Origin of the sequence: Pseudomonas lundensis (assembly GCF_015377145.2) — a bacterium.
GTDB classification, from domain to species: Bacteria; Pseudomonadota; Gammaproteobacteria; order Pseudomonadales; family Pseudomonadaceae; genus Aquipseudomonas; species Aquipseudomonas lundensis.
Genome location: NZ_CP062158.2, coordinates 2,938,759 through 2,965,112 on the forward strand (window position 1 = coordinate 2,938,759; position 26,354 = coordinate 2,965,112).

Genomic DNA, 26,354 nt, shown 5'->3' on the forward strand with positions numbered 1-26,354 from the left:
GCCTGACGCCCCGCTGAACATGAAGAAATATTAAGAAACGTTTCAGCTTTTTGCGGGCAAAATGTGCCATCGCCATGACGGCTTATCAGGTGACGGTATGACCCGCATTTTGACCATTGAAGACGATGCCGTAACGGCGAAAGAAATCGTGGCTGAATTGAGCAGCCACGGGCTGGATGTCGACTGGGTGGACAATGGCCGCGAAGGCCTGGTACGCGCCGTCAGCGGCGACTACGACTTGATCACCCTCGACCGCATGCTCCCCGAACTGGACGGGCTGGCGATTGTCACCACCCTGCGCACCATCGGCGTCAGCACACCGATTTTGATGATCAGCGCCCTCTCCGATGTCGATGAACGCGTGCGCGGGTTGCGGGCCGGGGGCGACGACTACCTGACCAAACCCTTCGCCAGCGACGAAATGGCGGCCCGGGTTGAAGTCCTGCTGCGGCGCAAAAGCCCGGCCGACAAATACGAGACCTCGCTGCGCGTGGCCGATCTGGAACTCAACCTCATCACCCGTGAAGCCAGCCGCGCCGAGCACCCGCTGAGCCTGCTGCCCACCGAGTACAAGTTGCTGGAGTTCCTGATGCGCAACACCGGGCAGATCCTGTCGCGGATGATGATTTTTGAAGAGGTCTGGGGTTATCACTTTGACCCGGGCACCAACCTGATCGACGTGCACATCGGGCGTTTGCGCAAAAAGATCGACCCGCCGGGCCAGGTGCCCCTGATTCGCACCGTTCGAGGCTCGGGTTATGTCATTGCCGAACCCCTCTAAGGGCTGGCGTTCTTCCAGCAGCCGGTTGCTGGCGCTGTACAGTTTTTTGTTCGTGGCCTGGAGCTGCATCCTGATGGGGGTGCTGTATTACGAGGTGTCGGACTACCTTGGCAATCTGGCCAAGCATTCCTTGATGCAGCGCCAACACCTGTTTTCGCGCTTTCAGGGCGAACAACTGGACGAGGCGCTGGCCACCAGCCTGACGTTTGATTTGCGCACGGTGGATGCGTATGGACTGTTCGACGCGCAACACCGCCCCCTCAGCGGGCCGATCCAGGTCATCCCGGCCGACCTGCCCCTCGACGGCCAGATCCATGAGCTGAGCACCTGCGTCGACGCCGACGACCCCAACCTGCCGCAAGACAGCTGCGACGCCGTGGCCACGCAAACCCACGACGGCCGCTGGCTGGTTCTGGTGCGCGACAACGGTTCGCTGTTCGCCGTCACGCGGATCATTTTGCACGCCCTGTTTTGGGGGCTGTCGCTGACCATCATCCCCGGCATCGCGGGTTGGCACCTGCTACGACGTCGCCCCTTGCAGCGCATCCGGGCGATTCAGGCCAGCGCCGAAGCGATTGTCGCGGGGGATTTGACCTACCGCTTGCCGCTGTCCAATCGCCGTGACGAACTGGACATGCTCGCCGCCATCGTCAACGCCATGCTCGACCGCATCGAGCGGCTGATGCACGAAGTCAAAGGCGTGTGCGACAACATTGCCCACGACTTGCGCACCCCGCTGACCCGTTTGCGCGCGCAACTGTATCGCATCCAGCAGCAAGCGCCGGAAGGGTCGCCCGAGGCCGTGCAAATGGATCAAGTGATCGCTGAAACCGACACCTTGATGGCGCGTTTTCGCGGGTTGCTGCGCATTTCCGAGCTCGAAGACCATCAACGCCGCTCGGGCTTTGTGCAACTCGACCCGCAGCCACTGCTGCAAGAACTGTATGACTTTTACCTGCCGCTGGCCGAAGAAGGCCAGGTCACATTGTTGCTGGACACACCGCCCACCTTGCCGGGCCTGACCGGGGACCGCGCGCTGCTGTTTGAAGCACTGGCCAACCTGTTGAGCAACTCGATCAAATTCACCCCGCCCGGCGGTGAGGTGACACTGCGCGCCGTCAACGACGAAGGCTGCGTGCGCATTGACGTCCTCGACACCGGCCCGGGCATTCCCGAAGCCGAGCGCGAAGCTGTGTTCCAGCGGTTTTACCGTAGCGACGACAAACACGGCGGGTTCGGCCTTGGCTTGTCTATCGTCGCCGCCATCGTCAACCTGCACGGTTTCAGCCTCGAGGTGGACAACCGCCCCGGCGGCGGCGCAAAGCTGAGCCTGCACTGTCGCCAACGCCCGATCAGCGCCCAGCCTCGTTAATCCTGCCGTGGCGCCACAAGGATCAACCGGGGCTGTGGGGCAGTGTCCATTCGTCGCAGAGCGTCTATTGAGCGGGCATTGCCTCATTGCTGGGCTAGGGTAACCCCCTCACACGATGAACACAGGAGTGATCATGAGCCACCTTCAAGGATGTCTGTGCCCGCAGCACTTGCTGCAAGGGCTGGTGAGTCAAGGACAACGCGACAACCAACGTGAATTGCATCAAGTCTCGATCATGAGCGCTTTGATGGACGGGGTGTATGAGGGCGAAATGACCTTGGCCGAGCTGTTCGCAAAAGGCGATTTCGGCCTCGGCACGTTTAATGAACTGGACGGCGAATTGATTGCATTTGACGGCGAAGCCTATCAGTTGCGCTCAGACGGCTCGGCGCGTCCTGCCACAGGCAACCAGAAAACGCCCTACGCCGTAGTGACCTTTTTTGAGCCACAACTGACGTTATATGTGGACAGCCCTGTGACCCGCCAAGCGTTGCATCACGACATTGATGCGCAAATAGGTTCGGCCAATGTGTTCTGCGCCATCCGCATTGACGGGCAGTTCAACCACGTGAGAACCCGCACCGTCGAACGACAAGCGCCGCCATTTATCCCCTTTACAAAAGCCGTAGAGCAGCAACCTCTGTTCGACTTTGCACATGCTGCGGGCACGCTGGTCGGGTTCCGCTCACCCGATTTCATTCAGGGCATCGGCGTGGCCGGTTACCACGAACACTTCATCACCGAGCAGCGCCACGGCGGCGGGCATGTCATTGACTTCCACTTGCAGCACGGTTCAGTGCAGTTCGGCATCATCAGTCGGTTGGTGGTGCACTTCCCCACCGGCGAGGACTTCAAGCACGCCAATCTGACCCCGGCCTTTCTGGACCGGGATATCCGCCGGGTTGAGCAGTCATCGTGAGGCCGCCTGTGACCTTGAGGCTCGGGCTTTGAGGTCACTTCGTACGCCAATACATATTCTTAAATAGAATATCTAAATCGTTTTATATTCTTTTTTAAAAGCTAAATTTCCTGCAAGACTCTCGTCATAACGATTCCAACTCATGATGAGAACGAAATGAAGAAAATCACTGCCCTCACCGCACTGACCCTGGCTGTTTTGTCAGGCTTGGCCCACGCCGATCGTCTGGACGACATTAAAAAATCCGGTGTGCTGCGCGTGGCGTCGTTCGACAGCAACCCGCCGTTCGGATTTGTAGATGCCAAGAGCAAGCAGATTGAAGGCCTGGACGTGGATTACGCCAAGGCCATCGCTGACAAATTGGGCGTGAAATTGCAGCTTCAGCCAACCAACCCGGCCAACCGCGTACCGCTGCTGGTGGCCAACAAGGTGGATCTGGTGCTGGCCAACTTCACCATCACCCCGGAGCGGGCCGAGCAGGTGAATTTCAGCATTCCGTATTTCTCGTCCGGTCAGCAATTCATCGTCAAAAAAGGCACCCTCACCTCCCCTGAAGAGTTGAACAAATGGCGCGTGGGGGTGGACAAGGGCACGGTCAATGAAGGCGTGCTGCGCAAGAAATTCCCGGGTGCCAAGGTTGTTGCCTATGACGACACCCCCTTCGCATTCACTGCCCTGCGCAACGGCAACGTACAAGCCATCACTCAGGATGGGCCGAAACTGATCGGCTTGCTGGCCAATGTGCCGGACAAGGACAAGTACGAAGTGCCGCCGTTCACCATCTCCAACGATTTGATCGGGGTGGGCATTCCCAAAGGCGAAACGGCGCTGACCGAAGTGGTCAACCAAACGCTGGTCGAGCTGGAAAGCAAAGGTCAGGCGCAAACCATCTACGACGCCTGGTTCGGCCCGAACACGAAAACCCCGCTGACCCGTCTCTACAAGATCGGTGACAAGAGCTAGGCCCTCACTGCTGCATCATCGTTCAACCCGTCACGGTCAACCGGACGGGTTTGTTTGTTTCTGGATGGACGCTGTTTATGTTCGGTGAACTGCTTGCCCCGCACTACTTGCACTGGCTGCTGGATGGCTTTGTGCTCACGCTGATCCTGTCACTGCTCACTTGTGTCTTCGCCACTGGCCTCGGCTTTTTGCTGTGCCTGGCACGCTTGTCCTCTGCGCGTCTGTGGTCGTGGCCCGCCCGCGCCTATCTTTCACTGTTTCGCAACACGCCACTGCTGGTGCAATTGTTTTTCTGGTACTTCGGCGTCACCGCGATGCTGCCTGAAGGGTGGGTGATGTGGCTTAACCAGCCACGCAGCCTGTCGTTAGGCTTCTTTGAGCTGCAATGGCCATCCTTTGAATTCATCGCCGGGTTCTGGGGATTGATGCTCTACACCGCGGCCTTTATTTGTGAAGAGTTTCGCGCCGGGGTCAGCTCGGTGCGCATTGAGCAACGAGCCGCCGGGCTGGCCCTGGGGTTTACCACTGCGCAGGTGTGGCGTTACATCGTATTTCCACAAGCGATTCGCACCGCACTGGGTCCGTTGCTGGGGCAATACATGAACGCCTTGAAAAACTCGTCGCTGACCATGGCCATCGGATTGGCCGAGTTGTCCTACGCGTCACGTCAGGTTGAAACCGAAACCTTCAAGACGTTTCAGGCCTTCGGCTTCGCCACCCTCTTGTATGTGGCCAGCATTGCGCTGATCGAAGTGATTGGCCAATGGATGGCCCGTAGCAAGTGGTACAAGCAGGGAGTGGTCTGAGCCATGGATTTTTCAGTGATTGGCGACAACCTGTCGTATTTCCTGCTCGGGGCTTATCCCGACGGTCCGCTGGGCGGCGCCGCACTCACGCTGGTGCTCAGTGTGTTGTCCGGTGTGATTTCCGCACTGTTGGGGCTGTTGCTCGGGATCGCGCTGGTGATGATGCGCGGGTGGGGCCGCTGGGTGTTACTGGCCGTGCTGGGGTTTCTGCGTGCCATTCCTGTGGTGATGCTGATTTTCTGGAGCTACTTTCTGCTGCCCGTCCTGTTCAAGGTGGACGTGCCCGCGCTAGCGACCGTGGTGTGTGCGCTGTCGTTGATCGGCGGCGCCTATCTGGCGCATTCGGTGCATGCCGGCATCAGCAGTTTGCCGCCCGGACAATGGGCGGCGGGCAAGGCGCTGGGTCTGAGCAGTGGGCAGGTGCTGCGCCTGATTATCTTGCCGCAAGCCCTGCCGATGATGCTGCCGTCTTTTCTTAACCAATGGATCTCGCTGATCAAGGACACCTCGTTGGCCTACGTGATCGGCGTGGGGGAACTGTCATTTGTGGCCACTCAGGTCAGTAATCGGGTGATGGTCCACCCGACTGAGATCTTCCTGTTTATCGGGTTAGTTTACTTCGTGCTGTGCAGCAGCCTGGACTGGCTGGCCCAACGCTGGGTCAAGCCCGTCGTTCGCTCGCACGCCGCAGCGAAATAACGGGCCGTTGTCCACACTCACTCTTTAAAGATCAGGCATTTTGCGCCCCTCTCAAGCGAAATGAGCGGGGCGCATCACCCATTTCTGATATGCATGACCCGACTTTCTATCCCCTCTAAAAAATTTTCAAGCGGTAGCTTTTGATCTGCTGCAGTGGCACATTCCCGAGGAAAAACAGTTTCCAACCCTAAATACGCATTATTTAGATAACTCAGCCCGTACTGAAAAGCCTCACTGTTCCAGACATCCACGGCTTTACCATAATGTTTAAACCCCGCCTTGATGCCTATGAAGCCATATCGAGTGTAATCAATACCGTCTTTTACGTTGGAGACAGTTTGAAGTTGCGCGTGAAGTTTCCTCAGATTTTTGCCGCCTCCATTTGCGCGCAGTAATGAACTGGTAGTTGACATCGGCCTTGATGCCGTAGGGACTTTGGCTCCAGACCAGGTTGATTGTCCAGCGGCCGATTTTCCAACGCGGTTAATCGTTTTTTCCAGTGCTTTACTGATACCTTTATTCGCGAGTTTACCGACGGCCCAATTCCCCCCCGAGATTAATCCAAACGCAATACCTGCATACCCCAACACTTGGGTCACCGTGGAATCAGGCGCCAACTCGTCCAGCACAGCTGACGTGATCGAGATGGCCGTTGAAACGACCTCATAGACCAGGCTGATAATAGAGGTGACTGAAAGCCCCACAGTTGGGGCGGCCGCGCCAAATGTAAAGATAGTCAATGCCAAAGAAGCCACTGACAAACCAATAGCGAGCCCGATTTTCACACCTTGAACAGCGGTGATATGCCCCGTTGGGTCGCGGTAGTTGATTGGATCGCCCAAACAGTACGCATACGGGTTGAGCCCGCCTCCATCAAACACGCTCAAACTGTCCGGCGTGTGAAAGCGCATGAGCAGAGGGTTATAAGCACGGTACCCATTACCCAGCAAATAACACCCGGTATACGGATCGGGTAATTCACCGTTGAACCCCAACAGTGAACTCATCCCGTCATCAAGCGGTCGACCGCCGTAAGGCATGTACGCAACAGGTGCTTGGTGTTTCTTCGAACCGGCCTGAATCACGCTGCCCTGACTGTCAGTACTCAACAACAGACATTCGGTATCGTCCCTTTGGGCCACCGCGTGAGCCCCATGCCGGATGTAACTGCGACGCTGTTCCCCTTCAAGCTCATTAATCAAAGCCCCGTCATGATAAAAAAACGCTTTGGTCACCCCCTCGTTCGATCTGCTGCTTTGCAATGTGTCAGACGGGTCATAGTTATATTCAACCAGCATGGACGAGCCGGATGCCCCGCCGACGGCGACCCCACATAAACACCCCAGCTCATCATAGTTAAGTACGCGCCCCAACTCGTCAGTCCGTTGATTGCCATCGGCATCGTATTCAAATTGAATGCGTTGTGGACTGTAGTCTGGATGGCTGTGCGTCACTGAACTTAACTGCGTACGGTCAACATAATCGTAGTGAAACGTGGTGATATTCTCACCGCCAATAAAGTGCGTTGTCAGGGTGAGAATATTATCGAGTTCGTCATGTTCGTATGACTGGGCAACAATGGTTTTGCCCCACGCGTCTACCGGCGCTTGAGGCCCGCTGCAGGCATACCGGCTCAAACGGCCACGTTTGTCATATTGATAGGTTTCATCGCGCAGTACGGCCTGCTCGGTGCGCAAGGTGCGCCGCTGTAATTTATCCTCGGACGTAAACGTCTGCTCTATCACGCGTTTAGGTGTTTCACTCGAGGTAAACGTACGCCGTATTTCCCGCCCGAAATCGTCGTAATCCAAATCGGTGCGTAACTGATGCTGCGTGTCAGTATCCGTCACATGGAGGCTCTTTAATGCGCCCTGCCGATCATAACTGTAAGTGGTGATAAGTGCGTTTGCCTCTATCCGTTCGAGACGACAGAAGGGGTCATAACGATAACGTTGAACATCCCCCAGAACATCGGTAAAGCTCATGAGCTTTCCCAATAAAGAGTAGGCATGAGTCGTTTCAAATTGCTTTTGCTCGAGCAGGTACTCTTTGCGCTTGAGCTTGCCGGAAGCGTAATAATCGAAATTTTCCTGAGAGGTGCGATTGGACGCCTGAATCAATTGACCATACAACGCATCCCTGTTGAATCGAGACACCAGGTTTGAATTGTTCTCGACGCTACGCTCACCCACTTCCCCCTTGAAGATCGGGTCCAGACTAAAGTTGACCACGGCACCACTTGCACAGGTTTTGCGCGACGGCTCGGTGTTGCTGCCTTCATACGTGAAGTGCTCGCGTCGTCCACCCACCGTTGTCGAAGTGACGCGCATGAGGGCATCATACGTTCGAGCCCCCAGCGTATAGCCATTTGCTTTGATGGTAATCGGATGATCCCCGGCACTGCGCGGATCGTATTGGCGAGTAATGACCGTTCCATCCGGCAGTTGTGTTTCAGTCACCCGGCCAAACATGTCGTAACTGAACCTAGTCTTCAGGTTTTCAGGCGTAATGGTTTCCAGACAACGACCAAATCCGTCATATGTGTGTGACGTTTTCCCGTAGGAACGACCTTGCGTGTCGACACGCTCAATGCTGTCGGGCTTACCGAAAGCATTGATCACCGTTATTGTTTTCCCGCCGCCATTGAGCCACTTGACCTGCGTGCGCGTAACCGGATCAAACGTATCGTTTTCCACAGTACCGTCAGCGTGAATGACCTGAACGGATTTACCCCACTCGTCATATATAAACGTTACCGGCTGTGGTAGCGGGATTCCTTCAAACCAGTCCGTCGTGACCTCTTGGGTCATTTGCCCCCACTCATTGTATGAAGCACGATACGTTTCACGCAGAGGTTTTACGGGACCGGGATAATCGATGTCTTGCACGTGGACTTCAATGGTTCGCCCCAACCCGTCCAGGACCGTAATGTGCTCCTGCCCTCTTGAATTTAAAACAACATGCCGTCTGGCATTAAGACTCTCATCTGATACAGGGTAGGCATAGGTTCTGGACACTGTAGTGGAACCGTTCTTTACAGTCTCCTTTTGTACACGCCCAAGACCGTCATAGAGAGTGGCAACCTCATGTCCGGCATGATCGCTAACATTGACCTCCTGACCGGTATAGACATCGTATTCTATGTGATGAGTATAAAGCTGGTTCTCTGCTTCAACGGTGTGACTGAGCTTAACGACGCGTGTGTCCAAGGCATAGGCATGTCTGTAAGTAACAGCGTGACGGCCCATCGTTTCAGTTTTAATACTGACTTTCCCGTAAAAAGGGTGTTCAGGTTCATTGATATAACCGTACGTTGTGCGGACCGTCGGTTGGGCCGCGTTATTCTCATAAAGGGCGTCACTGTGCAACATGATAAAGCGCTTGCCATTATTGCCAAGACACGGCAAATCGCCGTAAGTATGTTCGACCGTAGTCGTCGGAGCCTGTGCATAATCAGGCGAGGGTATAACACGTTTACTTTTAAGATAATGAACGCGTCCTGACGGGCTGGGAGGACAACCTGCTTCCCCGGCGGCCACATAATAGACATACACTTCACGCCCACCGTTTGGACTGACCAGCTCCAGCAAATTACCAAAAGAATCATACGAGGTGCGGGTCATTTCCGAATATGAATTCGCCTCAGGCTCGAGACGGTCGTAGTAGGTATTCGTCAGTTTTTTTTGCATCTGAAAAATAGCCGGTTGAGCCGCAAAGTCCTGTCCCGCTACGTCGTGATATTCAATACGCTTATGATGTACTTTTGTCCCCACCGTGGTCTTTTCAGAAATCAGCAAATGAAATCGATTGTACGTTCTTTCAATCGTTTTAACGTTATTGTCACAGGTCACTGACTCGACAGATGAGTAGGTATAGTCACTGATATTCCTGTAGAGGTAATCCTCGCTATCGCTCCATTCGTAACCGGCACCGTTACCGAAATAGTTGTGGTCTGAGAAAGCATATCGACGGACCGTTGCAGCTTGTTCAGCCCCCGGAATTAACGTACAGGACAAGACGGCCGGAACGGCGGCTAGCGGAGCACCGGGCGGCAGCACATGGGCTTGCATTGCATAATCGATAGTTTCAAGGGCGCCGGCAGGCGTCTGCAAGCGGGTAATCAGCAGCGTACCATTGACGCCGGGCTGGTAATCAAACAACCAACTTTCTCTCTCCAGCCCGGTGCGCGACTCCAGGTATATTTCACTTAACCAGCTGTCGCGAATGACAAACCCAAACTTTCTTCTGTGATAAGGGCTGTCGGGCCATAACGTAATCCCAGGCGAGCTGTCCCAATTATGATCACTTTCATACTCAATGCTCAGTAAACGGTAATGGGCGTCACTGATGCCCCGTAAAACCCGATACCCGTGCACGATGTCATACGTAAATGAAATATAACGTCCTTCTGCCGAAGAGAGGCGAGACGGGAGCCACTCGTCATCGTCAGGGTCGGGCCGGGTCAACTCTTCAACGGTGCCATCTTTGTGATGAATGATTAATGTGTCATTTTCAACAGAGATGTTGAACGTATCGAGCTTCTTGTCCACGAGTGTCACGTCACGCCCATTGATATAAGCCTGATAGCTCGCACCTGATGACAGGGTGAGTTTTTTCGTGGTGCGGTTATAGGCGCTCATGCGCAGGGACCAACCGCAGCCCAATCCCTGATTGAGGGCGTTAAAAGAGTTAAAGCTAAATATCAAGGGTAGCGCTGGCCCGCACAGATGATGACTCAACAGGTCGCTCATAGACAGACTGCAACTGTAGGAACCCGTGCGCGGATCAACACCCGATTGAATAAAGCTTAAATAATTAAATGCGCCCGAGCTGACCGCTTCTTCCTTTTGTACTGGCGTGCTCATACATCAACCTATCTTTTAGTAAACACAACGAAGGGATTTAGGGTTTCAGTATCAAGAGAGCCTTAACTCGGGCAGGGAATGCTCTGATGCTTTAACAATAACCGCATGGGTATTACCATACATATCCAACAACACCATACTCCACGCATCTTGCTCAGTCCTGATCTGAGAGTGGCCGCCTTTTTTGGCATAGCTCATCAGGAATGTCACCGCGCCCGGATAGTTGTGATACTTGGCTCGAGCATGTGGCATTTCAAAGGGCAGTAACTCAGCAAACGGATACTCCTCGCCATTGATATAAGCTGATGTGTAGAAACCCAAGTAATCAGGGTGTGAGCTTTTACGTAAAAAAACACCCGGATAAAGACTGTCAATCTTGAGGATGTCAACTTGATGCTGGTCCACAATCAGCCTTAGTCGATACACCTCAACTTTAGATATATTCTTACTTTCGTAAGGCGTCTTACCGATCAAGGCGAGCTGAAATTGGTTGTGTGAGTAGACGGCTGGAGGAACGCTGTTCAACGTCATCCGGCCATGGGTCTTGATAGCTTCTGAATAGAACATCGTCCCGTCCGACCGTGTCACCGATGCCGACAACAATATTGAAGTGCTGGCAGTGGTACTGACATAGAAATCACGGCTATACACCTTCGCCCCCTCCACTCCAGCCACGATCGGGCCTTGATAAGGAAGGGACTTGAACGTTTCATTGCGCTCCAGCACATACCGCCAGCCTATCGGATCGCCAGGGTTGAACCTGTCATGGACCAACGGTGTGCCTGTGCCGGACTCCACCAATGTGAGCGTGGACAGCGTTTGCTCATCCAGTTCTACTGTCGCGAGGCCTTTATATTTCACCCGGATAGACACGCGAACTTTCAACTGTTGCTTACCGTTCGCATACAGCGTTGTGCCGCCCTCAGGTGCATAAACTTGAAAATCTGTAATGTCTGTCCACGTCACAGCGGCGGGTGTAGGCGCAACATTCTCCTGCACGCCATGCATAGGGGCGGGGTTATTAAATTCCTGCTCAAACTCTGCGTCCATTCTAATTCCTGCGCTTTCCTAGAGGTTTAGGGTATTGGTGCACCCCCCAATGAACGTTAGGCGCCGTGAAGTCGCTAAATAACAGGGGGCTAAAAACCAGTCTAGGGCACAAACAACGGCTATAAATTGCCGCCCTACAAGCCTCATTTTAAAAAAAGAACGCAACCGCACTCCGTCAAGCAGCGTGGCCCGCTTGCGCAGCCAGAATTAACAGAAACACGTGTAGTTACTTTCTTATTAAATTTTGAAAGGAAATATACACTCAGAAAAAAATAGACTTTACTCTGTTACAGGATAAGTCCTGTAGAACAACTGATTAATACTACAGCCGATTGATCTTATCTCGGCCTCGCCTTTTGTATTAACTCCCTCACAGGGTTGTGGGGGAGTTAATGAGGCTTACGCCAGCACCCGAATCAGCACCCACAGCGGGACACATACAAACGCCAGCCACACCGCCAGACGCGGTCGATAAGGCAATAGCATCAATAAGCCAAACCCGCTCAGTGACAGCATGCCGAACCAGCCGATGGGGGCCATCGCCCAGCCCCAGGCACGCCCACAGAAGTAAAAGCTCAGGGCCAGGCTAAACCAGCCCGCCCCGCGTAGCAGCCGTCGCAGAGGTGCAGACGGCACTGTTTGCCACACCTGTTTGTAATGGCGCTCCAACCCCTGACACAAGCCGAGCATGCCGATATACGCCAGCGCGAAGCCCGCAAAAAAGTGAGCCACCATCTCAGTTCACCTCAGCCATGGACGCTAGCTTTTTGCGTGGCGCCCGCTCGACCGCCGGTTGCGCGATTTTCCAGCCTGTCCAGAGCAACAACGCCCCAATCACCATGGCCACCCCTTCAACCCCCAGACGACTGGGCAATGCCCACGGCGAGTTGACGGTCAGCAGACTCAACAATGGCAACGTCAGGCACATCGTGCCCGCCAGACCCAATTGCTCGCGCCAAGCCTGCATGCGCGGGCGGAATAAGGCATGCCCCAGGCTCAGGGCCCAGACGCCAAAGAACACATTCAGTTCGCCCGCCGCGCGGGCGGCCATGTCCACCGGCAGCAGGCGATTGGCCCACAGCAGGCTGATGCACGCCAGGCTCAAGCCCGCAATGACGGTCACGTTGAGTGCTTCGACGCCGCGGTAAAGCACTTGGGCCACCCGGCTTTCACTGGCGTACTTGCGTCGTCGCTTGACGGTAAAGAGCACCAGGCCGCTGGCGATCATGGCGCTGCTGATCAGCCCGCAGATGAAGTACAACCAGCGCATCGGATAGCCGCCGAACTGGGCGAAATGCATCCCGGAAATAACCCGGTGGGTCAACACACTGGGGCGCATCTCGGTGGGCCCGGACAGTTGCTCGCCGGTGACGCCGTCAAAACGCATGCCCTGCCCTTTGGCCAGTGCAATCCGGTTGCCCAGCAACGGCCGGATCATGATCTCGGCGTTGCGCTGACCGGGGTTGGAAATACTGACCCCGCCTAGCGGCCCCATCACCTCGCGCGCCTGCTTCAAGAGCGGCCCCAGCGCTATCAATGGAGCGGGTTCGACGGTGCCCGGACGCTGCACTTCAACGGCCGCGGGCGCCGGATTCTGCGCCTTGAAAAACGCCTCACGATTGCCGTCGAACAACGCGTCCATGGCCGCGGGCATGTAAATCACCAGAAATATCGCCAGCCCGCTGTAGGTAATCATCAAGTGAAACGGCAGCAGCAACACGGCGCTGGCATTGTGCGCATCCAGCCATGAGCGCTGCCCTTTGGCGGGGCGGAAGGTGAAGAATTCCTTGAAGAACTTTTTGTGGATCACGATGCCGCTGACCAACGCCGCGAGCATGCCCATGGCCATGGCACCCACCAGGTAAATGCCAAACATGCCAGGCATGTGCAAGGTGAAATGAAAGAAGAAAAAGAACATACCGCCTGCGGTGTCGCGCACGGGTATGACCTCACCCGTGTTCGGGTCGAGGGTCACTGACACCCCGTCGCGGCGCCCGCCGGTGGAGGCTTGCAAGGCTGGAGTGCGCTCGCCGGGCAGGCTGATGCCCCACTGTTTGGCATCGGCTTTGTGTTCACGCAAATAGTCCAGCGCACGATCGGCGGCCTGTTCGTCGCTCACATGATGGGCAGGCAGTTCGGGTTGCATCCAGTTGTCGATTTCCTGATCGAACACCGCGAGGCTGCCGGTCAGGAAAATCACGAACAACAGCCAGCCGACGATCAGGCCGCCCCAGGTGTGCAACCACGCCATCGATTGGGTCAAGGTCTGTTTCATGTCAGTCGCTCCATCCACTGCGGCCAAAAACCGATGGCCGCCAAAGGCAGCGCCAGCACCGCCCCCATCCACGCCGACCATTGATGGCGGGCGGCAAAGGCCCAGAGGATGGCGAAGGTGTAGATCACAAAAGACAGCAGGCTGGCGACGATCAGGGCGTCCACGTTGTCCAGCGGCAACAGACGCGCCAGGGCCGCGGTAAAGGCATAGGTGAAAGCATAACCGCCCACCCAGGCCGCCAGTGTGCGAGACAGAATCGGCACCCAGGCCGTTGATGCGAATTTCATAGCGTTCAATCCTTCATTCAGCGCCAGCCACGGTTTTGCCAGTGCCAGATGCAACAACGGCGCGGCGCCCGTCGAGACGGGTGTCGCGCCTATAAAGAGCGGCATTGCCCGTAGGGCAATGCACGGTCTGTCAGGTCATCAGAACGAGGTGGTCACCGAAGCGAAGTAGGCGCGGCCCGCTTCGTTATAGGTTTGTGCGCCCGCTTCGTCCGAGTTGCCTTTGCGGTACAGCTGCTTGTCGAACAGGTTGTTGATGCCGAGTCGCACGCTGAGGTTTTTGTTGAACTCATACCCGCCGCTCAGGCCCACCAGACCATAGGGATCGACGGATTGCTGCACCGACTTGTCGAGTTCTTCGTTGGCCCGATTGTTACGTTTTGGCGCCTCTTGCTTGCCGTAGTAAGTCCCGCTGACCTGGAACGACAGTTTCTCGGTGGCGTACCAGTCCAGGGTGGTGTTGACCGTGTACTTGGGGATGATGCTCAACGGATCGCCGGTTTCCTTGTCTTTGCTCTCGATCATGTAGGTCAGGTTGGTGTTCCAGTCCAGATCGTCACGCAGGGTCACGAACAGGTTGCCTTCGATCCCCTGCACGATGGCTTTGCCGCTGTTATCCCATTGGTAAACACGTCGGCCGTTGGGCAAGCGGTAGGCAGCTTCGTTACTGGCGTTGATCTTGTTCTGATAGTCGTTGCGGAAATACGTACCGCTGGTACGCCAGGTGCCTTTATCAAACGCCAGACCAATCTCTTTGTTGACGCTGATTTCGGGCTTGAGATCCGGGTTACCGACCAGGTAGCAACCGCCGATGTTCACTTCAACCGAGCTGCAACCCGCGCCGCGGCTGTACAGCAGGTAGTTGGGGTTGGACTGGTAAAGGTTCGGGGTTTTGTAGGCCCGGGCAATGCCGCCCTTGACGCTCAGCTCATCGGTGATTTGATGCGATGCGTTCAGGCTTGGGCTCCAGTTGCCACCAAACTCGTTGTGATGATCGAAACGCACACCCGGCGTGATGATGGTTTTGGCACCCGCCTCGATGTTGTCTTCCACATAAAACGCGTAGCTGTTGGCTGTGGACTTGGTTTGCGTGCGGTCTTGCCCCGCAATGCCCGGCGTACCGTCCGCACCCGGGTCCCAGCTTTGTGGTCGCAACGAACCCGGGTCATTCAGCGATTCGTACAAGTACTCGCCGCCCAATGTCAGCACTTGCTCGGTGAATGCGCTCAGCGGCAGGTTGACTTCGCCGGTGGCGCGGGTGTTGCGCAAGCGCGATTCGAAGCGGCCCGCGCTTTCAGACGGGGCCCCTTCGCCGTAACCGGCCAGGCCTTCGTTCAGGCGGGCGTTGCGGGTCAGGTCGTGGCTCAGCGACGCTTGGGTCGAGCCCCAGTCGAACGACCCATTGTGGGTCGCCGAGAAGGTGCTGCGTTGCAGAACGCTGGTTTCCTTGCCGGTCAGGCTGTTTACGAAATCGCCGCCGCTGTTGAGCATGGTGTCGCCGGCAAAGATGTTGCCCTGGCGGCTGTAACTGGCTTCAAGGTCCAGCGATTGTTCCGGGGTGAACTGCCAGCTGAGCAAGCCGTTGATGTCTTTGTTGCGCACGCCTTCGCGGCCCGCCACGACGCTGTCCGGCGATGCCTGCGCGGCGGTATTGATGCCCGCATCGTCAGCGTCGGTTTTGTTCGCACCGCCGTAGACGCGAAACACCAGGTCGTCAGTGATCGGGCCGCTGAGGTTGAAGTTGGTGCGTTTGCTGATGCCTTCGGCGTCGTCTTCCGGCGAGAGGTAATAGGCGGTCAACGAGCCTTTGAGTGTGTCGGTCGGGCGCTTGGTGATGATGTTCACCACCCCACCCATGGCCCCCGAGCCATAACGTGCGGCGGCCGGGCCGCGCAGGATTTCGATGCGTTCGACTTCTTCGGCGGGCACCCAGTTGGTTTCGCCCCGGGTGTCGCGGTCGCCGCTCCAGCCATACCGCACGGCATTGCGCGAGGACGAGGGCTTGCCGTCGATCAGGATCAGGGTGTTCTCCGGGCCCATGCCGCGCAGGTCGATCTGGCGGTTGTTGCCACGGCTGCCGCTGGTGCTGTTGCCGGTCAGGTTGACCCCCGGCTCGCGCCGCATGATCTCCGACAGGTCATTGGCCGGTGGGCGTTTTTTGATGTCTTCGGCGGTGATGATCGACACCCCCGGCGCCTGTTTCAGTTCTTGCGCGGCGGTGCCCAGAACGCGGGTTTCTTCAAGTTCCAGCGCTTGCTGGGTGCCATCGACCGGCAGGTCCGTCCCTTGGACAGGCACCTCGTCACGCTCGCGTTCCAGCGCATCGGCCAGCAACGTGGGTGAGGCCAGTGCAGCAATAAAGGCGAGCGAAATCTGACTGCGTTTGAATCGAGACGACATGTCCAGTTGATCCCTTAACAATGGAGTGTGCTCAGCAGGCGCACGACGTGATGCGCCTCCGCGAGGCTCCAAAGGACCCTGCATCGATTGCGCGCCATGGCACTGCAAGGGCCGCAATAATAATCACTCTCAAATGAGAGTAAAGCTCAAAGGACAATAATCCTCATTCCCCAGTTCCGTATTCCGCGAATTTTTCAGCTTTTTCTTTCAAGAAAAAGATTGCCAAACCCCGGCAACCCTGAGAAAAACAGCGCCCTTACGCCGCACTCCAGCCCCCCCTTCACAAATTTGTTACTTATTGTGTAATTGGCTGGCCTTTTGAAAAAATCACCGTCCCGAACACTGCTTGAGAACCTCCAATGACACCCGAACTGCTCATCACTGACCTGCTCATCGGCGACGGCAAGACCGTCGTCAAAGGCGCGCTGATTACCACGCACTACACCGGCTGGCTGGAAGACGGCACGGTGTTTGATTCTTCCCACGAGCGCGTCAAGCCGTTCCAGTGCGTGATCGGCACTGGCCGGGTCATCAAGGGTTGGGATATCGGCCTGATGGGGATGCAGGTCGGTGGCAAACGCAAGCTGCAGGTGCCGGCGCATCTGGCCTATGGTGAAAGAAGCATGGGCGCTCACATCACGCCGAACTCTGACCTCACCTTTGAGATCGAACTGCTGCAAGTGCTGACGCGAGACGATTGACGCGCGCCAGTGGACTTTGATGATTTTCCGGGAGTTGCCAGTCAGTGAACCGTTTCAGCCTGCTTGTTTTTACGTGTGTGGCCGTGCTCAGTGGTTGCAGCAGCCGGGACACCCGCAGTGGCCCGGTACTGACGCCTGAGCAAACCCGGGCGCGGATCGTGCAACTGTTGCCGTCCACGGTTGCCGACCGTCAGGGCTGGGCCGCCGATATTCAGGTCGCCTTTGTGGCGCAGGATCTGTCCCCTTCCGATGAGCATTTATGTTCGGTACTGGCGGTCACCGAGCAGGAGTCAACCTTTCGGGCCGACCCGCCCGTGCCGGGGTTGGCGAAGATTGCCCGCACTGAAATCAACCGACGCGCCGGCAAGCTGCATATTCCGGAGTTTTTGGTACGCAGCGCGTTGAACATCACCTCGCCCACCGGCAAAACCTACAACCAGCGTCTGGACGCGGCCCGCACCGAGGGCCAGTTAAGCGCCATTTTCGATGACTTTATCGGCATGGTGCCCTTGGGCAGCACGCTGTTTGGCAGCCTCAACCCGGTCCACACGGGCGGCCCGATGCAAGTGAGCATCGCCTTTGCTGAGCAGCGCGCGAAGCAATACCCGTACCCGGTGGCGCATTCAATCCGCCAGGAAGTGTTCACCCGACGCGGGGGCATGTATTTCGGCATCGCCCATTTGCTGGACTACCCGGCGGATTACCCACAGTCGCTGTACCGCTTCGCTGACTTCAATGCAGGCTGGTATGCCAGCCGCAATGCCGCTTTTCAGAATGCCGTGAGCCAGGTGTCGGGCATCCCGCTGGCACTGGATGGCGACCTGACGATTCCCGGTTCCTACGCCGTAGGGTCTACCGAACGTGCCGTGCGAGCACTGGGCAAGTCACTGGGCATGAATGACAACGCCATTCGGCGTCAGTTGGAAAAAGGCGAAAGCCTGGCCTTCGATGAGACCGACCTGTACCGCAAGGTGTTCGCGCTGGCAGATCGCCAACAAGGCAAACCGCTGCCGCGTGCCGTGCTGCCGGGCATCACGCTCAAAAGCCCGAAAATCACCCGCAATCTGACTACCGCCTGGTTTGCCCAGCGGGTGGATGAGCGGCGTCAACGCTGTATGAATCGCGCGGGTGCGGCGCCCATCCAGTAGCCGTCTTACACCGTGTACTGCTTGAACAGCTCTTCCTTGATGATCAGCAGCGCATCTTCGTAATAGCGTTCGCCCCGCGCTTCGCTGAGCAACACCGAGCGTACGCTGCCCTCGCCTTCGCTGGGGGTGTGTTCACACGTCAGGTAAAACTCGGCGGTCTCGGGCTTGAATTCCAGGTAATAAAACAGCTCGCGACCTTCGCGGTGCCAATAGCCTATTTCTCTGCGCATGGGGTTCTCATATACGGGATGTCAGGAGGCAAACGCTGCAGCGCCACGCTCAGTTGCTGAATGCTGGGCGCGGCGGTCAGGCTGATTCGCACGGCGTTCAAGGGGGCTGATTTAACCGCAAACACCTGTGAAGGCACCACCTCGATGCCTGCCGCGCGAAACGTCTGCACCAACGGTTCGGCCTCGACCGGGGCGTGTAGCCAGATATGCGGCGAGGCGAAGCGGGTCTGATACATCCCACGGCCCATCAGGTTTTTTGCCAGCCGCCAGCGGCGCTCTACCTCACCGGCTTGCCACTCGACACGCTGATGGGCAATGCCTTCTGCGATCCAGTGACAGGCAATGGCCAGCGTCACCGGCGAAAGCCCCCAGTGCGCGGCCTGGGCATGCGGGTCGATGCGCGCCAGTACCTGCGGGCGGGCGGCGATCCAGCCCAGCCGCAAGCCTGCGCCGACCGTTTTGGACAGACTGGTAATCAGCACGCCCAGCTCCGGCAAGAACTGGCACAGCGGCGGGCTGTCAGTCAGGGCGCCGTACACATCATCTTCAATCACGTACACCCCGTGACGCCGGGCAATCTGCGCAATGGCCTGCTTGCGCTCCACCCCCATGACTGCCGATGTCGGGTTTTGCAAGGTAGGTGTGAGCACCGCGATCCGCGCCCCCGTGGCGCGGATCATGCGGTCAAAGTCGTCTGGCACGATGCCCTCTTCGTCCAGTGCAACCCCGTGCAGCGGCAGACGCAGCTGCGCACAAGCGGCTTTGATACCGGGTGCGGTCAGGGCTTCAACCAATACCGGTTCGCCTGCCTGGCACAGTGACAACAGCACCGTGAACAATCCCTGCTGCGCGCCGGTACACAACATCAGGTGATCGACGGGCAGTTCCAGACCTCGCCCGCGCAACCAGGCAGCCCCTTGCGCCCGGGCCTGCAACAGGTCGGCCGCACTCACGTAGTGTTGCAGGCGAGTGGCCTGACGGGTGTCGAGCAACCAGCTCAGCGCCTGGGCGTCGCACTCGGTGTGCAGGTCGATGGCAGGCAGGTTGGTGCGCAGGTCGATGCGCGAGGGCTGATCGTCAACCTGTTGCAGCTTGAACAGCGTCGCTTCCTGGCTGCTGGCCAACACGTAGGTGCCGCGCCCCACTTCGCCGGACACCAGATGCCGACGCGCGGCCTCGCGATAGGCTTGCATGGTGGTACTGGGGTTCCAGCCCAACGCCCAGGCCAGACGGCGCTGGGGCGGCAAGCGCTCACCGGGCTGCAACTCGCCACAGGCAATGGCGCGGGTGATCGCTTCGACCAACGCCAGATAGCGCGGTGCTTGAGTGTCGTTGAGGGTGGGCATCCACATTTATTGTTGGCCATGCAATATAAGGATCGGCCCATACAATGTGCTGTGCTTAGAATCGAGTCAAACCTTCGATCACGGTGCTCCTCATGTTTGACTTGAACAGCCTGCGTCACGCCGCCCACGACATCCACCAGACCCTGGCCCCCACGCCACAGCTGGCGTGGCCTTTATTGGCCGAACGGCTGGGGGCGCAGGTGTGGGTCAAACATGAAAACCACACCCCGACCGGCGCGTTCAAAGTGCGCGGCGGGTTGCTGTATGTACAAGGCTTGCTCCAGCGCGAACCCGACACACGGGGTCTGGTGACCGCCACGCGCGGTAACCACGGGCAAAGCCTTGCGCTGGCGGCGCGGCGTATGGGGCTGGCGATCAGCATTGTGGTGCCGGTCGGTAATTCGTCCGAGAAAAACGCCGCGATGCGGGCATTGGGCGCGCACGTGATCGAGTCTGGCAAAGACTTTGACGAGGCCCGAGCCGAAGCAGCGCTGCTGGCGCAAACCCATGGTCATCATCTGGTGCCCGCGTTCCATCCCGACCTGATCCGCGGGGTCGCCACCTATGCGCTGGAGCTGTTTGAAGCCGTGAGCGATTTGCACACGGTGTATGTGCCGGTGGGCATGGGTTCGGGTATCTGCGGATTAATTCGCACCCGCGACCTGCTGGGCCTCAAGACCGAGATCGTGGGCGTCGTGTCCCGGCATGCCGATGCCTTCGCCCAGAGCGTTGAGCAAGGCCGTCTGGTAAGCACCGAGACCGCCCACACCTTCGCTGACGGCCTGGCCTGCCGTCAGCCCTTGCCCGACGCACTGGCCATCATCGCTGAAGGCGCAGCCCGGGTGATCCGCGTTTCGGACCGCGAAATTGCCCACGCCATGCGGGTCTATCATGAAACCACGCACAACACCGCCGAAGGTGCAGGCGCTGCAGCGCTGGCGGGTTTGATTCAGGAGCAGCCCCGGCAGCAAGGACGGCGCGTGGCGGTAATTTTGAGCGGCGCCAATATTGACCGGCAGCTGTATGCCGGCATTCTGGCTGAAGGGTTCGACGACTGAAACCACGACGACAAGGACGCACCATGACCTGCACGATTGAACACGCCCGACCCGCGGATGCACCCGCCATCAGCCAGCTGATTATCAGGACGTTGCGTGTGTCCAACGCCCGTGATTACACGCCGCAGGTCATTGCGCAGGTGGAACAGCACTTCGCCCCGGCCTCAATCCTTGACCTCATGCAACAACGCCAGGTGTACGTCGCGCGTGCCGATCAGCAACTGATCGGCACCGCCAGCCTTGATGGCTCAGTGGTGCGCAGTGTGTTTGTAGACCCTGACTGGCAAGGACGCGGCGTGGGTCAGGCCTTGATGGCGCAGGTCATCGCGGTGGCGCGGGCCGCACGCCTGAGCGACGTGCAGGTCCCGTCTTCGGTCACGGCCCAAGCGTTCTATGCCGGTCTGGGCTTCCAAAAGGTGCGCGACCAGTACCATGGCGAGGAACGCACCATCGTTATGAACCTGTCTCTGAACGGGCCGTCACCGGCTCACTAAATTTCATCCCCTGCGACAAATTGTCTTTATTTGTGCCGGAAACAGGCTCAGAATAAAAACTGTACTGTACAGTACCATTCTAAAACCTAAACCCGCAGCGCTTCCAAGGCCTTGGCTGCCGGTTGCCGGGATCACCGCAATGAAAAACGTTAAACAAGAGGCCCCTGCCTCTAAAGGAAGACACCTGATACTGGGCATCTTCGGTATTTTGCTCGCGCTCAGCGGGCTGTTTCTGGCAGTTGCAGGGACGCGACTGATCACACTGGGAGGATCGTGGTACTACCTGCTTGCCGGGCTCGGCATGCTCGGATCGGGCGTGCTGTATATCCGTCGAAAACCCGCTGCAACCGGGATCATGGCCCTGGTAATGGTCGCCACTGTGGCCTGGGCATTGTGGGAAGTCGGCTTCACGTTCTGGCCGATGGTGCCGCGCCTGGCGCCGTTCCTGGTCATCGGCCTATTGGCATCCCTGCTGCACCCGTGGCTCACACAGGGTCGCCAGCGCGCCGCCAGTTATACCGGCAGCGCCGTATTTGCCGCGCTGCTGGCCGTGGGCGCCACTGCCCTCTTCACCCCGCACGGCGTGCTCGAAGGCAAACCCCTGCCCGTTGCACAACCGGGCACGGACATCCCTCAAGAGCAGGTGGCGGACTGGAGCCACTACGGCAGCAACCCGGCCGGGACCCGCTACTCGGCACTGGATCAAATCACCAAAGACAACGTCGATCAGCTACAGGTCGCGTGGACCTATCGCACCGGAGAAATCGCCGAAGGTGCGTCGGAATACCAGAACACGCCGATCCAGGTCGGCAACACCGTCTATACCTGCACACCGACCAGCAAGGTGATTGCGCTGGATGCCGATTCCGGGGAACAGCGCTGGATGTTCGACCCCAAGCCGCACAACATCAAAACCTGGAACCGCTGCCGGGGCGTGAGCTACTACGAGCCCGCCAAGGTTGAGCACCCGTTGGTGTTTACCGACCTCAAGCCCGCTGCCACTGCGCAAGCTGGCGTCTGCGCCCGGCGCATTGTGCAAGTGACCATGGACGCACGGCTGCTGGAAATCGATGCCCAAACCGGTAAACCCTGCGAGGACTTTGGTGATAAAGGCGCCGTGGACCTGACCCAGGGCTTGGGCAAGGTCATGGAAAACGTCCCGTATTACGCCTACACCTCAGCACCTACAGTGTCGCGCAACCTGATTATCCTCGGCGGCTGGGTCTTTGACGGGCGCTCGACCGATGAGCCGTCGGGCGTGGTGCGCGCCTTCAGTGCCGACACGGGTGAACTGGTCTGGGCCTGGGACCTGGGCAACCCCGCTATCACCAAACTGCCCCCTGAAGGTCAAACCTACACCCGCAGCACGCCGAACATGTGGTCCAGCCCGGCATTCGACGACGAATTGGGCCTGGTGTACCTGCCCACGGGTAACCAGCAGCCGGATTTCTGGGGTGGCGCACGTCCGGAACTGACCGAGAAATACTCGTCTGCCGTGGTTGCGCTGGACATGGCCACCGGCCGCGAACGCTGGACGTTCCAGACCGCGCATCACGACATCTGGGACTATGACGTAGCGTCCCAGCCAGCCCTGTATGACGTGCCGGACGGCAAAGGCGGCAAGATCCCGGCGCTGATCCAACTGACCAAGCGCGGGCAAATCTTCATGCTCGACCGCCGCACTGGCCAGCCGATCGCCGATGTCATCGAGAAACCGGTGCCACAGGCGCATGCGGCGGGCGACTGGGTGGCGAAAACCCAGCCCTACTCGGTCGGCATGCCCACCTTCGGCGCACAACCGCTGACCGAGAAAGACATGTGGGGCGCGACGTTCTTCGATCAGTTGATGTGCCGTATCGACTTCAAGAAGCTCAACTACCACGGTGAGTTCACCGCACCGAGCACCGAAGACACGTTGATCTACCCTGGCTACTACGGTGGCTTTAACTGGGGTGGCGCGGCCATTGACGAGAAAAGCGGCTACCTGTTCGTCAACGACATCCGCATCCCGCAGGTGGTCAAACTGGTGCCGCGTGACAACGTCGACCTGTCCCACCTCAAGTCCGGACATGGCGTGGGCAGCACCTACCCGATGGACGGCACGCCGTTCGTGATTGACCACAAAAGCTTTAACTCGCCACTGGGTATTCCCTGCCAGAGCCCGCCGTGGGGAGTATTTGCCGCGGTGGACCTGAAGACGCGCAAACAGGTCTGGGAGCGTCCGGCCGGGACAGTGGAAGATGCTGTGATCAATGGCGTGCGCGCCAAGCTGCCGATTCCGCTGGGCATGCCGACCCTGGGCGGCGGTGCCGTGACGGGCTCGGGGATCGTGTTCTATGCGGGGACACAGGATTACTACCTGCGGGCCCTGGACATGGCCACCGGCAAAGAGCTGTGGAAGGGCCGCTTGCCGGTCGGGGGTCAGGCCACGCCGATGACCTATCGTTCGCCTGAAACCGGGCGTCAATATGTGGTGATCGTCGCAGGTGGCGCGCGTCAGTCTCCAGATCGCGGGGATTACGTGATAGCGTACGCGCTTCCCGAAAAAGAGTAGTTCCCATGCCGCAGTTGCACCGTTCCCCGACTTCAACCCCGACCCGGAGTGAGGACCGACGGCGCAACCTGCTGATCACGGCAAGCGAACTGTTTTTGCAACAGGGCTACGATGGCCTCAGCATGGACGCCATCGTCGCCGCGGCAGGCGGCTCCAAAGCCACGATTTACCGCTACTTCGGCAGCAAGCAAGCGCTCTTGGTGGCCGTGGTCGAGTACCTGTGTGAAGACTTCATCATTGACCTCAAGCAACTCGACACCTCGGGTGTCGAGTTGGCCCGCGGTCTGGAAATGATCCTCGAACAGCTGGTGGCGGTGGTCACCAGCCCTCGCCATGTCAGCTTCTACCGTTTGGTGGTCAACGGCTCGGCCCATGTCCCGCAAGTGGGGCAAACCTGGTACGAGCACGGTCCCAAGTTCTGGCACCAATTGATCGCCACCCTGCTTCAGGAGCAGCGCCAGCGCGGAGCGATCGCCACCGATGCGTCAACCAGCGAAGTGCCCGCGATCCTGTTCGATGCCTTGTTCTCGCACCTGACGACCCGCACCGTGATGCTGGGCCAAACCTGCACCGCCAAAGCGTTCCAGCCCATGATTCAGGAACTGATCGCCTTGGTAATGCGCCGTCTGCAAGTCGCTTGAGCACTGCGCGGCGGGCATGGCGGCAAACCCCGGGCAATCTGGCTATGCTCTTCTCAAGCGCTGCAACGCAGCCTGGCTACTTGTGCCACGCGCTCCGAAGGGACGAAAGCCCACGTGGCGCGGAGCGGCGGTACTCGACGCTGGTTGGGAACAATCACACCACGCTTTTCGCGCCTGACCCTGCAGCCCGTGGGTTTTCGTCGCGACGGCTATAAAACGGGAACAGACCCTGGCCCATGACCCCCTCCGTACCGATCCGACCTGCTTGCCCGCCCGGGGTTTGCATCTGCGAGCGTGACGCATTGCTGGCCAAGGACGACGCCGACCTGCGGATTTTCAAATTGACCCGTCAGGCGGAAAAAGAGCTGCTGCAACGGCTGGAAAACATTCAGGACCTCGACGAGTTGCACCATTTGCAACGGCGCATGCACGAACAACTGGGCATCCGGCTCGACATTGAGCCCGGCTTCAATGAAGTGCGCACCATGCGCGGGATTGCCATCCGCCTGGCCGATCAGCCGGGCCTGTGCCGCAAAACCCGTCAGGCGATCCCCGCCGCCATACGGCGAGCCCTGGAGAAGCGCCCGGAAATAGCCTATCGCCTGCTCGACGGTCACGACCTGCTGCGCGATACCTGAATCGGTGGGCGATGCCGTGGGCCCAATAACCGGTTTTTCGGCATTCCCGGAAGAATTCGCTTGCCTTGACCAGAGGCCTGAAATATAAGCCCGTGTTTCACATCAATAGAGTCACACCATGAGCACCGGATTCACCGAGGACGAAATGCGCAGAGCGCTCGGCCTTGATACACCCACTCCCGCCCCGGCCCCCCAGCCTGAACCTGAACTGCCTCCCGTCGCACCCGCCCCCGTCAAGGCTGCGGACCGAGCTCCCGTGAAACGCAGAGGCCCCGTGTTGCGCGTCACCATGAACGTCAGCAAGGAATACGACGGCGAAGTGACCCAGTTCATTCATGACTCAAAATCCCTGAGCCGGTTTGATGCCGAGCAAGAAGCCAAAAAAGCCTTGGCCAAAGCCAAATTTAAATACTACGAATTGGCGTCGATCGTTAAAGTCGATTGATTCATTGAGCCCGCGCCCGGGTCACACACCGCGTCAAACGGGATTCTGCGCAATTTATTCAGCGCGCAGCCCAAAGCGCCCGCTACAGGAAACCGTCCATGAACACCCAACCTTTGAACGCTGCCGACTTCACCTCGCTTGAAGACACGCTGCTGAAATACGGCGACGACCATTCTGTCCTCAACCCGAGCGAACTCGACGGCTACTTCACGGCACTGGTTTCTGGCCCGGCGCCGGTGGACATTGCCGAGTGGTTCCCGGCGATTTGGGGGGGGCAAAACCCTGAGTGGGAAACCCCGGAAGAGGCCCGACAGTTCATTGACCTGTGCGTGCGGCACCTCAACACGCTGGCTCGCCAACTGGCGCACGACAGTCAGGCATTTTTGCCGCGCTTCGAACAGACCGAGCATCAGGGTCAAACCGTGACACTGGCAGAAGAATGGTGTTTCGGGTACCTGCGCGGTGTCGCCATTGCCCACTGGACACCCTTGCCAGCCATTCAGGCGGGGTTGCTGAGTGCTATTTCTGACTGCTCCGAACAGGACAACTTTGAACTGCCGGCCGATCTGGACGTCGCCGCGCATCAGCACCAGGTAAGCGAGCTGGCCCCCGCCGCCCGCGCTTTGCATGACTACTGGCTGAGCCAGCGCTGAGCCGCCGGCCCCCGACCTACCCTCACGCACAG

Annotated in this window: 23 protein-coding genes; 15 read left to right on the forward strand and 8 right to left on the reverse strand. The window is 58.1% G+C overall.

Annotated elements, in window-relative coordinates:
* Positions 1 to 97: 97 nt before the first annotated feature.
* The 6 genes from IF654_RS13670 to IF654_RS13695 all read left to right on the forward strand — a co-directional run bounded on the left by IF654_RS13670 (position 98) and on the right by IF654_RS13695 (position 5,540).
* Positions 98 to 781 carry a response regulator transcription factor gene (locus IF654_RS13670; RefSeq protein ID WP_047276418.1) on the forward strand — a complete coding sequence of 228 codons (684 nt, stop codon included), beginning with the start codon at positions 98 to 100 and terminating at the stop codon, positions 779 to 781.
* A complete protein-coding gene (locus IF654_RS13675) occupies positions 759 to 2,153 on the forward strand; it encodes a sensor histidine kinase (RefSeq protein ID WP_047280803.1) in 1,395 nt (464 codons plus the stop codon). The genes IF654_RS13670 and IF654_RS13675 overlap by 23 nt, the downstream gene beginning before the upstream one ends.
* A 133-nt stretch (positions 2,154 to 2,286) precedes the next feature.
* On the forward strand, positions 2,287 to 3,072 hold the full coding sequence (gene budA, locus IF654_RS13680; RefSeq protein ID WP_047275627.1) for an acetolactate decarboxylase: 786 nt from the start codon (positions 2,287 to 2,289) through the stop codon (positions 3,070 to 3,072).
* A 156-nt stretch (positions 3,073 to 3,228) separates the two neighbouring features.
* Positions 3,229 to 4,035, forward strand: a complete 807-nt coding sequence (locus IF654_RS13685; RefSeq protein ID WP_047275629.1) for an ABC transporter substrate-binding protein — start codon at positions 3,229 to 3,231, stop codon at positions 4,033 to 4,035.
* 77 nt (positions 4,036 to 4,112) lie between these two features.
* Positions 4,113 to 4,841 carry an amino acid ABC transporter permease gene (locus IF654_RS13690; RefSeq protein WP_047275631.1) on the forward strand — a complete coding sequence of 243 codons (729 nt, stop codon included), beginning with the start codon at positions 4,113 to 4,115 and terminating at the stop codon, positions 4,839 to 4,841.
* A 3-nt stretch (positions 4,842 to 4,844) separates the two neighbouring features.
* On the forward strand, positions 4,845 to 5,540 hold the full coding sequence (locus tag IF654_RS13695) for an amino acid ABC transporter permease (protein WP_094987535.1): 696 nt from the start codon (positions 4,845 to 4,847) through the stop codon (positions 5,538 to 5,540).
* A 74-nt stretch (positions 5,541 to 5,614) separates the two neighbouring features.
* Here IF654_RS13695 and IF654_RS13700 read toward each other — a convergent pair whose 3' ends face one another.
* The 6 genes from IF654_RS13700 to IF654_RS13725 form a co-directional block, all read right to left on the reverse strand.
* Entirely contained in the window at positions 5,615 to 10,405 is a 4,791-nt protein-coding gene (locus IF654_RS13700; RefSeq protein ID WP_194862313.1) for an RHS repeat domain-containing protein, read from the reverse strand.
* Positions 10,406 to 10,456: 51 nt separating this feature from the next.
* Positions 10,457 to 11,455 (reverse strand): hypothetical protein, encoded by a 999-nt coding sequence (locus IF654_RS13705; protein WP_047275636.1) that lies wholly within the window; start codon positions 11,453 to 11,455, stop codon positions 10,457 to 10,459.
* A 399-nt stretch (positions 11,456 to 11,854) separates the two neighbouring features.
* Positions 11,855 to 12,190, reverse strand: a complete 336-nt coding sequence (locus IF654_RS13710; RefSeq protein ID WP_047280808.1) for a DUF3325 domain-containing protein — start codon at positions 12,188 to 12,190, stop codon at positions 11,855 to 11,857.
* Between the two features lies 1 nt (position 12,191).
* Positions 12,192 to 13,730, reverse strand: coding sequence for a PepSY-associated TM helix domain-containing protein (locus IF654_RS13715; protein WP_194862312.1), 1,539 nt, complete (start codon positions 13,728 to 13,730; stop codon positions 12,192 to 12,194).
* The gene (locus IF654_RS13720; protein ID WP_047275640.1) at positions 13,727 to 14,017 is read right to left on the reverse strand and encodes a hypothetical protein; all 291 of its coding nucleotides are present in this window, start codon (positions 14,015 to 14,017) and stop codon (positions 13,727 to 13,729) included. The genes IF654_RS13715 and IF654_RS13720 overlap by 4 nt, the downstream gene beginning before the upstream one ends.
* A 138-nt stretch (positions 14,018 to 14,155) precedes the next feature.
* Positions 14,156 to 16,414 (reverse strand): FepA family TonB-dependent siderophore receptor, encoded by a 2,259-nt coding sequence (locus tag IF654_RS13725; protein WP_094987532.1) that lies wholly within the window; start codon positions 16,412 to 16,414, stop codon positions 14,156 to 14,158.
* Positions 16,415 to 16,773: 359 nt separating this feature from the next.
* On the opposite strand from IF654_RS13725, the gene IF654_RS13730 reads away from it, so the two are divergent.
* A complete protein-coding gene (locus IF654_RS13730; RefSeq protein ID WP_094987531.1) occupies positions 16,774 to 17,115 on the forward strand; it encodes an FKBP-type peptidyl-prolyl cis-trans isomerase in 342 nt (113 codons plus the stop codon).
* Between the two features lie 44 nt (positions 17,116 to 17,159).
* On the forward strand, positions 17,160 to 18,263 hold the full coding sequence (locus IF654_RS13735) for a DUF1615 domain-containing protein (protein WP_194862311.1): 1,104 nt from the start codon (positions 17,160 to 17,162) through the stop codon (positions 18,261 to 18,263).
* A gap of 5 nt (positions 18,264 to 18,268) precedes the next feature.
* Here the strand turns inward: IF654_RS13735 and IF654_RS13740 are convergent, their stop codons facing one another.
* Positions 18,269 to 18,493 (reverse strand): hypothetical protein, encoded by a 225-nt coding sequence (locus IF654_RS13740; protein WP_047275647.1) that lies wholly within the window; start codon positions 18,491 to 18,493, stop codon positions 18,269 to 18,271.
* Positions 18,478 to 19,845, reverse strand: coding sequence for an aminotransferase-like domain-containing protein (locus IF654_RS13745; RefSeq protein ID WP_047282727.1), 1,368 nt, complete (start codon positions 19,843 to 19,845; stop codon positions 18,478 to 18,480). Before IF654_RS13745 ends, IF654_RS13740 begins: the two co-directional genes overlap by 16 nt.
* An 86-nt stretch (positions 19,846 to 19,931) precedes the next feature.
* Between IF654_RS13745 and IF654_RS13750 the strand changes: the two genes are divergently transcribed.
* From IF654_RS13750 to IF654_RS13780, 7 genes are all read left to right on the forward strand, one after another.
* A complete protein-coding gene (locus IF654_RS13750) occupies positions 19,932 to 20,897 on the forward strand; it encodes a threonine dehydratase (protein WP_094987530.1) in 966 nt (321 codons plus the stop codon).
* A 23-nt stretch (positions 20,898 to 20,920) separates the two neighbouring features.
* Positions 20,921 to 21,391 (forward strand): GNAT family N-acetyltransferase, encoded by a 471-nt coding sequence (locus IF654_RS13755; protein ID WP_047275653.1) that lies wholly within the window; start codon positions 20,921 to 20,923, stop codon positions 21,389 to 21,391.
* A 139-nt stretch (positions 21,392 to 21,530) separates the two neighbouring features.
* Positions 21,531 to 23,945 (forward strand): membrane-bound PQQ-dependent dehydrogenase, glucose/quinate/shikimate family, encoded by a 2,415-nt coding sequence (locus tag IF654_RS13760; RefSeq protein WP_047280814.1) that lies wholly within the window; start codon positions 21,531 to 21,533, stop codon positions 23,943 to 23,945.
* A 5-nt stretch (positions 23,946 to 23,950) separates the two neighbouring features.
* Entirely contained in the window at positions 23,951 to 24,586 is a 636-nt protein-coding gene (locus IF654_RS13765) for a TetR/AcrR family transcriptional regulator (RefSeq protein WP_052892952.1), read from the forward strand.
* Positions 24,587 to 24,822: 236 nt separating this feature from the next.
* Complete coding sequence (locus tag IF654_RS13770) at positions 24,823 to 25,224, forward strand: hypothetical protein (RefSeq protein WP_047280815.1); 402 nt, start codon at positions 24,823 to 24,825, stop codon at positions 25,222 to 25,224.
* A 256-nt stretch (positions 25,225 to 25,480) separates the two neighbouring features.
* The gene (locus IF654_RS22985; RefSeq protein ID WP_230683706.1) at positions 25,481 to 25,669 is read left to right on the forward strand and encodes a hypothetical protein; all 189 of its coding nucleotides are present in this window, start codon (positions 25,481 to 25,483) and stop codon (positions 25,667 to 25,669) included.
* Positions 25,670 to 25,767: 98 nt separating this feature from the next.
* Positions 25,768 to 26,322 (forward strand): UPF0149 family protein, encoded by a 555-nt coding sequence (locus IF654_RS13780; RefSeq protein WP_094987528.1) that lies wholly within the window; start codon positions 25,768 to 25,770, stop codon positions 26,320 to 26,322.
* The last annotated feature ends 32 nt before the right edge of the window (positions 26,323 to 26,354 follow it).